Source organism: uncultured Mailhella sp. (genome assembly GCF_905187505.1).
In the GTDB taxonomy this organism is placed as follows: domain Bacteria; phylum Desulfobacterota; class Desulfovibrionia; order Desulfovibrionales; family Desulfovibrionaceae; genus Mailhella.
The window spans coordinates 23,558-32,000 of the sequence record NZ_CAJJIC010000015.1; the positions used below are offsets into that span (position 1 = coordinate 23,558).

At 61.3% G+C, this 8,443-nt stretch carries 8 protein-coding genes; 7 read left to right on the plus strand and 1 reads right to left on the minus strand.

Translation table 11 applies throughout. The features are described 5' to 3' along the window. Positions 1-328: 328 nt before the first annotated feature. The gene (locus QZZ60_RS03100; protein ID WP_295637652.1) at positions 329-1,879 is read right to left on the minus strand and encodes a sigma-54-dependent Fis family transcriptional regulator; all 1,551 of its coding nucleotides are present in this window, start codon (positions 1,877-1,879) and stop codon (positions 329-331) included. A 172-nt stretch (positions 1,880-2,051) separates the two neighbouring features. On the opposite strand from QZZ60_RS03100, the gene QZZ60_RS03105 reads away from it, so the two are divergent. From QZZ60_RS03105 to QZZ60_RS03135, 7 genes are all read left to right on the plus strand, one after another. Then, complete coding sequence (locus tag QZZ60_RS03105; RefSeq protein WP_295637655.1) at positions 2,052-4,013, plus strand: alkaline phosphatase family protein; 1,962 nt, start codon at positions 2,052-2,054, stop codon at positions 4,011-4,013. A gap of 85 nt (positions 4,014-4,098) precedes the next feature. Further along, positions 4,099-5,364 carry an MFS transporter gene (locus tag QZZ60_RS03110; protein ID WP_295637658.1) on the plus strand — a complete coding sequence of 422 codons (1,266 nt, stop codon included), beginning with the start codon at positions 4,099-4,101 and terminating at the stop codon, positions 5,362-5,364. Beyond that, entirely contained in the window at positions 5,351-5,623 is a 273-nt protein-coding gene (locus QZZ60_RS03115) for a hypothetical protein (protein WP_295637661.1), read from the plus strand. The genes QZZ60_RS03110 and QZZ60_RS03115 overlap by 14 nt, the downstream gene beginning before the upstream one ends. Positions 5,624-5,635: 12 nt before the next feature. Further along, a complete protein-coding gene (locus tag QZZ60_RS03120) occupies positions 5,636-6,244 on the plus strand; it encodes a hypothetical protein (RefSeq protein WP_295637664.1) in 609 nt (202 codons plus the stop codon). A gap of 155 nt (positions 6,245-6,399) precedes the next feature. After that, positions 6,400-6,828 carry an OsmC family protein gene (locus tag QZZ60_RS03125; protein WP_295637667.1) on the plus strand — a complete coding sequence of 143 codons (429 nt, stop codon included), beginning with the start codon at positions 6,400-6,402 and terminating at the stop codon, positions 6,826-6,828. An 18-nt stretch (positions 6,829-6,846) separates the two neighbouring features. Further along, positions 6,847-8,181: an MFS transporter gene (locus QZZ60_RS03130; protein ID WP_295637670.1), complete on the plus strand. Its 1,335-nt coding sequence runs from the start codon at positions 6,847-6,849 to the stop codon at positions 8,179-8,181. A gap of 163 nt (positions 8,182-8,344) precedes the next feature. Continuing rightward, positions 8,345-8,443 (plus strand): FAD-dependent oxidoreductase (locus tag QZZ60_RS03135; RefSeq protein WP_295637675.1); only part of this gene is annotated, 99 nt, incomplete at its 3' end.

The following is an 8,443-nucleotide window of genomic DNA, read 5'->3' on the forward strand; positions in this document are numbered from 1 at the left end:
ACGAAAGAGCGGGGGATTGCCCCCCGCATGGCATGATGCAAAGGCCGTCTTTCTTCGGAAAGGCGGCCTTTTCGCGTTTTCGGGGCGGGGAGGGCGCGGGAGGCGGGGCCTTCCTCCGGCGGGACATTTCGGCCCTTCGCCTCGCGGGGATTTCCCCCGAAGGGAAGGGCATTGAAAGGATGCCTCGCCCGTGCTGCGCCCCGGCCTTCGCGGAAACAGCGCCGCTCCCGTGCGGAACCGGATGCCCCATGGAACGGCCGATGCTCTTCCAGACTCCTGACGCCCTCTGCCGGGCCGAAACTGCGGGGGAAATGGGCCTTCCGCCGGACTAGCGCATCCTGAGCTTCTTCATGCGCGCGCGGAGCGTGCTGGGATTGACGTCCAGAAGTTCCGCCGCGCCGCCCCGCCCCGCAAGGCGTCCCTTCGTCATGGCAAGAACGCGCATGATGTGCGCTTTCTCCACGTCTTCCAGACGCAGGGAGGCAGAGGAGGGCGGAAAAGCCTCGGAAGCTCCCGGCTGCTTTGTCTCCAGAGGCGGAAACATGTTCCTGAAAAGGTCTTCTCCGGCCTCGATGGTGAATTCGGAGCTCCTCTTCCCGCTCCACAGCAGCATGGCCCGGGTGACGGCGTTCTGCATTTCGCGGATGTTGCCGGGCCACGGGTAGGCGATGAGCCTGGACATTTCGGAAGGGGAGAGCGAGGGAGGGCTGGAAAAGCCCATTCTGCGGCTCTGCTGGAGAATGAAGAAGTTGAGCAGCACCGGAATGTCCTCCGGCCTCTCCCGGAGCGCCGGGATGTAGATGGGAAAGATGCTCAGCCGGTAGAGCAGATCCCGCCGGAAGGTGCCGTCCTTGACCATGAGGGAGAGATTGCGGTTGGTGGCCGCGATGATGCGCACGTTGACGGGCAGCTCCGTGCTGCTGCCCACGCGTTCTATGACGTGCTCCTGAAGCACGCGCAGAAGGTGGGCCTGCGCGGAAAGCGGCAGTTCGCCGAGCTCGTCGAGGAGCAGAACGCCGGTGTCCGCGAGCTCGAAGCAGCCCGGCGTGTCGTGGAACGCGCCGGTGAAGGCTCCCTTCTGGTAGCCGAACAGTTTGGATTCGAGCAGCGAAGGCGGAATGCCGCCGCAGTTGATCTTGATGAACGGCCGCGTGTAGCGTCCGGAACCGCGATAGATGAGGTTGGCCACGCCTTCCTTGCCCGTGCCCGTTTCGCCGAGAAGAAGCACGGGGATCTCTTCACGGCTCACGGTATGGATGAGCGAAAGCGACTTCTGCATGCCCGGCAGGTTGATGAGACTGAAATGGTCGGGATCATGGCGGGGCAGTTCCAGATTTCTGGCGTGGGGATAGCGCTGCTCCCAGAGCTGAACGAGCGGCTCCATAAGATCGAACAGCACCGCGGCGTCGTCTTCGTCGTAGGCGTTTTTCCGAAAGGACACAAAGCCGATGAGCCCGAGGAAGCGTTCCTGAATCACCCGGCGCAGAAAGATGAGCGAAAAGTTTTCGCTGCTGGCTTCCTTCATGTACTTCTGGAGCACGGAAATGGTGATGGTGGCGTAGTCGCCCCGCTCGCAGATGCGCAGCATGGTGTGATGATAGGTATTGAGAATGATTTCATCCACTTCCTGACTTTTGGGATAGTGCAGGATTTCATTGCCGTTGCAGGGCGGCCATATGTAGTAGGTGCGGGAAGATTTGCTGTCGGGCGAAATGAAGAGAATGTGATCAAAGTGCAGCGCCTTCTGAAACACGGAATGCAGCGCCTGAATCAGTGCGGAATCATCGGGGCATTCATCGGCGGCCTTTTCTATCAGCATGGGCAGCCGTTCGGGAAGAGGCCTGCCGCGATCGACGGGACGGGAGAGAAAAGTCTTCATAAATCTGCTTCCAAATGTCGCATGACGTGAAATATGGCGTCCAAATATAGCGCTTTTTCTTGCGTTTGGTCAAGGTGCTCATTACAACATATTGATTTCATAAGTAATAAAATTTTGGCACGCTTCTTGCTTATTTCATGGCAACGATCCTGAACAACGAAGGAGTTCATCCATGAAAAGAGCTAAAAGAGTCCTGCTGGTCGGCATTGACGGCTGCGTCCGCAAACTGGTTGAACAGCACATTGCAGAAGGCATCTGCCCGAACTTCAAGCGTGTGTTCGAGTCCGGCACCAAGAGCCTGAACTCGCTGTGCCCCATGCCCACCATCACGCCGCCCAACTGGGCCACCATCGCCACGGGCTGCTACCCCATCACCCATCAGATCACCGACTACTGGCGTCACATCCCCGGCACCTCCCCCAACGCCTCCAATACGGAAATGAACTTCAGCGGCGAGCGCATCAAGGCCGAAACCATCTGGGAAGCCGCCGAGCGCGCGGGCAAGAAGTCCATCGTGGTGAACTGGCCCACCTCCTACGGCCTGAACAAGCGCTTTAAAAACTCCATCATTCTGGGCGGCGCCGGCCTTTCCTGCGGCACCATTCAGGACAACGAAACCGCGGCCAGGCTGGGCGCTCCGTATTCCGGCGGTCAGCTCTTCTGCGACGACCTCATCTGCTCCTCCCGCTTCCATCCCGGCGGCATTCAGGGCGACCTGCAGCCTGCCGGCGACTGGAAGAACGTCGACGAGATGGGCGACGATCCGCTGGAATTCCCCTTTGAGCTCACCTTTGAAAAAACGCCGTTCCGCCCCGTGAAGCCCACCTGGTACTGGCTGGTCCGCGAACTCGGCAACGACGGCTACGACACCGTCACCCTCTCTCCCACCAGAGACATGAAGGACGCCTTCTTCACCCTCAAGCTGAACGAGTGGTCGGGCCGCGTCTTCACCACCATACGCCTTGAAGACGGCTCGGAAAAGGAAGTCGCCTTCCTCGGCAAGATTCTGAACCTCGCCGACGACGGTTCGGACTTCGACTTCTACATCACGCAGATGCTGAACACCGACGGCGATCTGTGGTGCTTCCCGCCCGAAGCGGCAAAGCCTTTGCGCGACATCGAGGCCGTGCCCACCACCAAGGCGGGATTTCTGCTGCGCATGATGGGCTGGTACGACGATGAAATGTTCTCGCAGCTCATTGAGATGCACAACAAGTGGCTGGGCGACGCGCTGGTCAAGCTCATGGAGAACAACGACTGGACGCTGTGCTTCTTCCACACCCATCCCACCGACTCCGTGTACCACTATCTCATGACGGAACTCGATCCCGCCACCTGCTCCTCGCAGGAAGCGCACGAACACGCCTGGGAATTCCACCGTCGTCTCTACCGTTCCACCGACGCCATGCTCGGCAAGCTGCTCGACTGCGCCGACGACGGCGAGACCCTCATCATTCTGGTGTCCGACCACGGTTCCAAGGCCGACGGCGCGCCCTTTGCGCCCACCATTCCGCTCATCGACGCCGGACTCCTTGCCGTGGACGAAACCAAGGAACCCAACGAAGCGGTCAAGCTCACCATCAAGAACCTCGGCAAGGCTCAGGCCGAAGCTATGCTCAAGGCCAACGCCGAGCCCATCATTGAAAAGTCCAAGTGCTTCCCGCAGCGCACCTGCTACGTGTACGTGAACCTTAAGAGCAAGTATCCCGGCGGCATCGTGGAAGACGAGGACTACTACAAGGTGCAGCGCGAGATCATCGACGCTCTGTACGCCTATGTGGACCCCAACACCGGCAAGCATCCCGTGGCCTGCTGCATGACCAAGCAGACGGCCCGTCTCATCGGCATGGGCGGCGATCAGTGCGGCGACGTCATCTACACGCTGTGGCCTGAATACGGTTCCCAGCACGGCGCCTTCTTCGCCACGGACACCTGGGGCCTCGGCGATCTGCACACGCTTTCCGTGTTCTACGGCCCCGGCTTCAAGAAGGGCTACGAAATGGAACGCAGCGTGCAGCTTGCCGACATCGCGCCCACCATCTGCTACATGCTCGGCCTGCCCTATCCCAAGGACTGCGAAGGCTGCGTGCTCTATCAGGCGCTCGAAGACCCCGACGCCTACACCGTTCATTGATGACGGGCGGGGGCGTCCGCCGTGCGGGCGCTCCCGCTTCGGAAGCATTTCAAGCAAGGTCTGAAAGCCGTCATGGAGGACAGTCATGACCGGAATGTCGTGGAACGTTCGTTCACCTCTTGCCGTTCTGGCTCTGCTGTGCGCGGCGTATGCGGTCAGCTTTTTTCACAGGGTGTGTCCGGCGGTCCTTTCGGTGGATCTCATGCGGGACTTTTCGGCGGATGCCGCATCGTTCAGCCTCATCAGCTCCTCGACCATGCTGGGCTACGCGCTTACGCAGATTCCTTCCGGACTGCTTGCCGACATCATGGGCGGCCGCAGGACGCTGGCGCTCTATCAGGTGCTTGCCGGACTGCTCTGCATGGCGTTCACGTTCTGTGACGCGCTGGCTTCGGCCGTCGTCTGCCGCTTCCTCCTCGGGCTGACGCTGGCCGCGAACATTCCCGCCTACAAGATGCTCGCGCTGCGCGTGCCGGCCGAAGATTACGCCCGCTACAGCGGGGTGCTCACGTGCAGCGGGGCGGTGGGCACGCTCATGGCGGCCAGTCCCCTGGTGGCACTTGCCGATCTTGCCGGGTGGCGCGGCGCGCTGTTCATGGCCGGAGCGTTCACGGTCTTTCTGGGATTCGCCCTGCTGGTGCTGCTTCGCCGTCCTTCCGACGCCGGGTCCGTGCGCGTGCCTTCGGTGCGCGAGAACGTCCGCGAACTCAGGGAAGGGGCCCGGGTGGTCCTTCGCATGAAGGAATTCTGGCTGATCTTCCTGTGGTTCATGTTCGTGATCGGCAACATGTTTGCGCTCGTCACCATGTGGTGGGGCGGCTACCTCATGCAGGCCAACGGTCTTACCCGTGAGGCCGCCGGTCTCAGCATCTCCGTCATGTCGCTGGGCCCGCTGCCGCTTGCGCTTGCGGTGCCGTGGCTTTCGGACAGGGTGTTTCATTCGCGCCGCATCTTTCTTCTGGCCGCCGCGCTTCTGGAATCCGCGGTGTTCGGCTTCATCTGGCTGAACGGGGAGAACGGACTTTCGTTTGCCGCGCTCACCGTTCTGGGACTCATGGTCACCGTTTCCACCAACGCGCTGGGAACCCTGTGCTTCACCATGGTCAAGGAGAGCGTGCCGGTTTCGGCCCTGGCGTCGGCCTGCGGGCTTCTGAACGCCAGCGGACCGGTGATGGCCGCCGTCATTCAGAGCGTGTTCGGGGCCGTCGTTGCATGGAAGACGGGCGAGGGGGCCTCCGCCGGCGCGGCATACGGCGACGCGTTCGCCCTCCTTTTTGCGGGCGCTCTGGTCGCAGCCGGGGCGGCGCTTTTCATGAAGGATACGCTGGGAGGCGTTCATGACGGGCATTGAGATACAGCAGAGGCTGGAGCAGACGCTTTTTGCTTTGGCAAGAAGCCTCGGCGTGGGCGTAGATTTTATGGAACCCATTGTTTTAATGGGCAAACTCAAGGTACACAGGACCCCGGAGAAGGATGATGCCTACTACTGGCGGCAAACGCCGCTCATGAAGGTTCGCCGCATCCGGGAAGAAGAGGGAATCCGCTGGATCTTTCTTTCCCCGGAAGGGGAGGAGATGGCGAGCTACCTTCAGGACATCAATAAGCGCTAAAGGAGAAGGAATATGGCTACTGGCAAGAATGTGTTCATCATCGTCTCGGACGCCTCGGATGAATTTCTGAAGAACAGCGAAGCGGAACAGATGGTCAAACTGCGCCGCAAGGGCGCGCTGGTGCCGCTGAAGGCGGAACACGATCTCGTGACCGAAGCCCTTGCGGGATCGGCCGCGGGCGGCGAGAGCATGGTCGACGCGGCCCGGGCCGGAGGCTACGTGGTGGAACCCATGGCGCACGGCAGCGAACTTTCGCTGGTGGAAGGCGTGAAGGGCGAGGAAGCGCTGCTTGCCGTGCTCGATCAGGCCTTCGGCGTGAACTCCACCAAGATGCTGCTCGTGGTGCTTGGTCAGAACAGCGCGGTGTTCTACGGCCTCGGCATCGAACGCGGTCTCGTGCTCGACAGGGAGCTGCCTGCGGCGTGCGTGGCTCCCACGCTGGCCTGGCTCGGCGATCTGCCCCTGCCCGCGCAGGTGGAAGCCGCGCCCGCCTATGCGGTGATCAAGGGCCTGAACTTCAAGGCGAAGGAAATGGCCAAGCTCAAGGACACCAACGACGCGCTCATGCTCAAGATCGAGCGCGACAACCGCAAGCCCTGGGACAAGCACGACTGCGCCTAGCGGGTTCATCGCCCGGCCTCCTGCCGAGGCCGGGCGAAGCTGGACGGTCCTGCGGAGGAAACTCCGCCAGACGGCATGATGAAACGGTTCCGTTGAACGTTGCGCCCGGCTCGCAGCCATGAGGGGCACGGGCGTTTTTTGGGGGAAAAAGCACCATGGAAATGACAGTTTCCTATGCAAGGCAAGGCGATGTGCACACCATTCATACCGGTGGAGCGGCACTGGGCGACATTATCATAGACAACACCGGCATTCCTTCCGATCAGCGGGGAGGCACGGCCAAGCAGCTTCTCGGCGCGGCCGCCGTGTACTGCTACGCGTCGGCGCTTACGGCGGCCATGGAGGCCCGGGGCCTGCATTACGGTTCGCTCGACGTTTCGGCGACGCTTGAGGTGGGAAGCAACGACAAGGGTCAGAGCCGCGTGCTCAAAATGGTGATACGGGCCGTCGTCGGCATCGACGAAGAGGATCAGGACCTCTTCGAGCGCGTGGCAAGGGTCATGAAGGGCGGATGCCTCGTCACCGGTTCCCTTCATGACGGCATAGAGATGGAGTACCAGCTTTCCTCCTCCTGGCAGGACTGACCTTTTCGGAGTTGTGCAATGAAACAGACGGAATCTCCCCTGAAGTATGCGGAAGTCGGCTCCACCTGCGGCGCTCCCGACGACGTGTGGCCCATCGACAAGCGATACGCGCTGTTCACGGCGGTCATCATTTTCTTCATCGGCATGTTCGATCTGGTCGACAGACAGGTCATCGCCTCGCTGTTCCCCCATCTGAAGGAAGAGTTCGCGCTCAGCGACAAGCAGCTCGGCCTGCTCGTGTCCGCGGTCAACATTTCCATTTCGGTGCTGGTGGAGCCTTCCGCCTATCTGGTCGACCACTGGAGCCGCAAGAAGATGATTTTTCTCATGGGCACGATATGGAGCGTGTCCACGCTGCTTTGCGGCTTCGTCACGGGCTTTACCCATCTGCTTATGGCGCGCCTTCTGTGCGGCTTCGGCGAGGCCGGATATCAGCCCGCGGGGCAGAGCCTCCTGTCCGCCTGCTTCCCCCGCAAGTTCCGCGCCACGGCCACGGCCATCGTCACCTGCGGCATGTCGCTCGGCGCGCCCGTGGGACTCATGATCGGGGCGTTCGTGTCCGAACACTGGGGCTGGCGTCATGCCTTCGGCGTGGTGGCCATACCGGGCCTGCTGCTTTCCTTCCTCGCGCTGCGCATGCACGACTTCAAGGTTGTTGCCGCGGAAGCGCCGAAGAAGAAGGGCTTCTGGGCTCAGCGAGGGGACTATCTGGCCACGCTGCGTGAAATCGTCAAAATGCCCACCGTGCTGTGCGTCATCTGCAGCGCCGTATGCATACGCATGTTCAACGGCGTGCTGCTCAGCTGGACGCCCACCTACTTTACCCGCGTGGCCGAAGTGCCCATGACCGTGGCCAGCACCTACGCATCCCTCATCATTGTGGCCGAGTCTCTGGCCATCTTCCTCGGCGGCCCCGTCGTCGACTGGGTGAAGAGCAGAAGCAACCGTCTCGTGCCCATATGGCTGTGCTTCGCCATGCTCTCGAGCGGCGCCCTGTACGTGATCGCCTACAAGTTATGTCAGCCCGGCAGCATGATGCAGGTCGCCCTTCTCGTCACCTCCTCCCTCATCTTCGGCACGGTGTTCAGCGCGGGCACCTTCCTCATCGTCGACCTTACCGCCGCCAACTATCGCGCCACGGCCATCAGCCTGATGATTCTGAGTCAGAACCTTCTCGGCTACAGCGTGGGCCCCATAGTCACGGGCACCATTTCGGACATGTTCAATCTGTCCACCGCCATGGTCATGTCGTCCTTCGTTCTGCTTGCGGGCGCGATCTTCTACGGCATATGCATCTTCTCCTATCCCCGGGACAAGGAACGTTCGACCTGCGTGGACATCGAGTTTCACTGATGCCCCCCGCATCTGAGGCCGGAAAAAGAATGCTTTGTCCGGCGGGAGCCGGAAAGACATTCCCGGCGAGCTTCTCTCCGACAGAAAACTCTTGAAAAGCGGCGCTGTGACGGCGGAACCTCCCTTCTTCCGTCACAGCGTCCTGCATACAGGAAACGCATTCATGGCTCTTCGCATCACCGTCATAGGAGCAGGCCCCGGCGGCTGCACGGCCGCCTTCGACGCCGCAAAGCGCGGCGCGGAAGTCACCCTCGTGGAATCC

Coding starts and splice junctions, on each gene's coding strand:
- QZZ60_RS03130 (WP_295637670.1), top strand. CDS start 6,847: ATGAAACAGACGGAATCTCCCCTGAAGTATGCGGAAGTCGGCTCCACC.
- QZZ60_RS03110 (WP_295637658.1), top strand. CDS start 4,099: ATGACCGGAATGTCGTGGAACGTTCGTTCACCTCTTGCCGTTCTGGCT.
- QZZ60_RS03100 (WP_295637652.1), bottom strand. CDS start 1,879: ATGAAGACTTTTCTCTCCCGTCCCGTCGATCGCGGCAGGCCTCTTCCC.
- QZZ60_RS03125 (WP_295637667.1), top strand. CDS start 6,400: ATGGAAATGACAGTTTCCTATGCAAGGCAAGGCGATGTGCACACCATT.
- QZZ60_RS03115 (WP_295637661.1), top strand. CDS start 5,351: ATGACGGGCATTGAGATACAGCAGAGGCTGGAGCAGACGCTTTTTGCT.
- QZZ60_RS03105 (WP_295637655.1), top strand. CDS start 2,052: ATGAAAAGAGCTAAAAGAGTCCTGCTGGTCGGCATTGACGGCTGCGTC.
- QZZ60_RS03120 (WP_295637664.1), top strand. CDS start 5,636: ATGGCTACTGGCAAGAATGTGTTCATCATCGTCTCGGACGCCTCGGAT.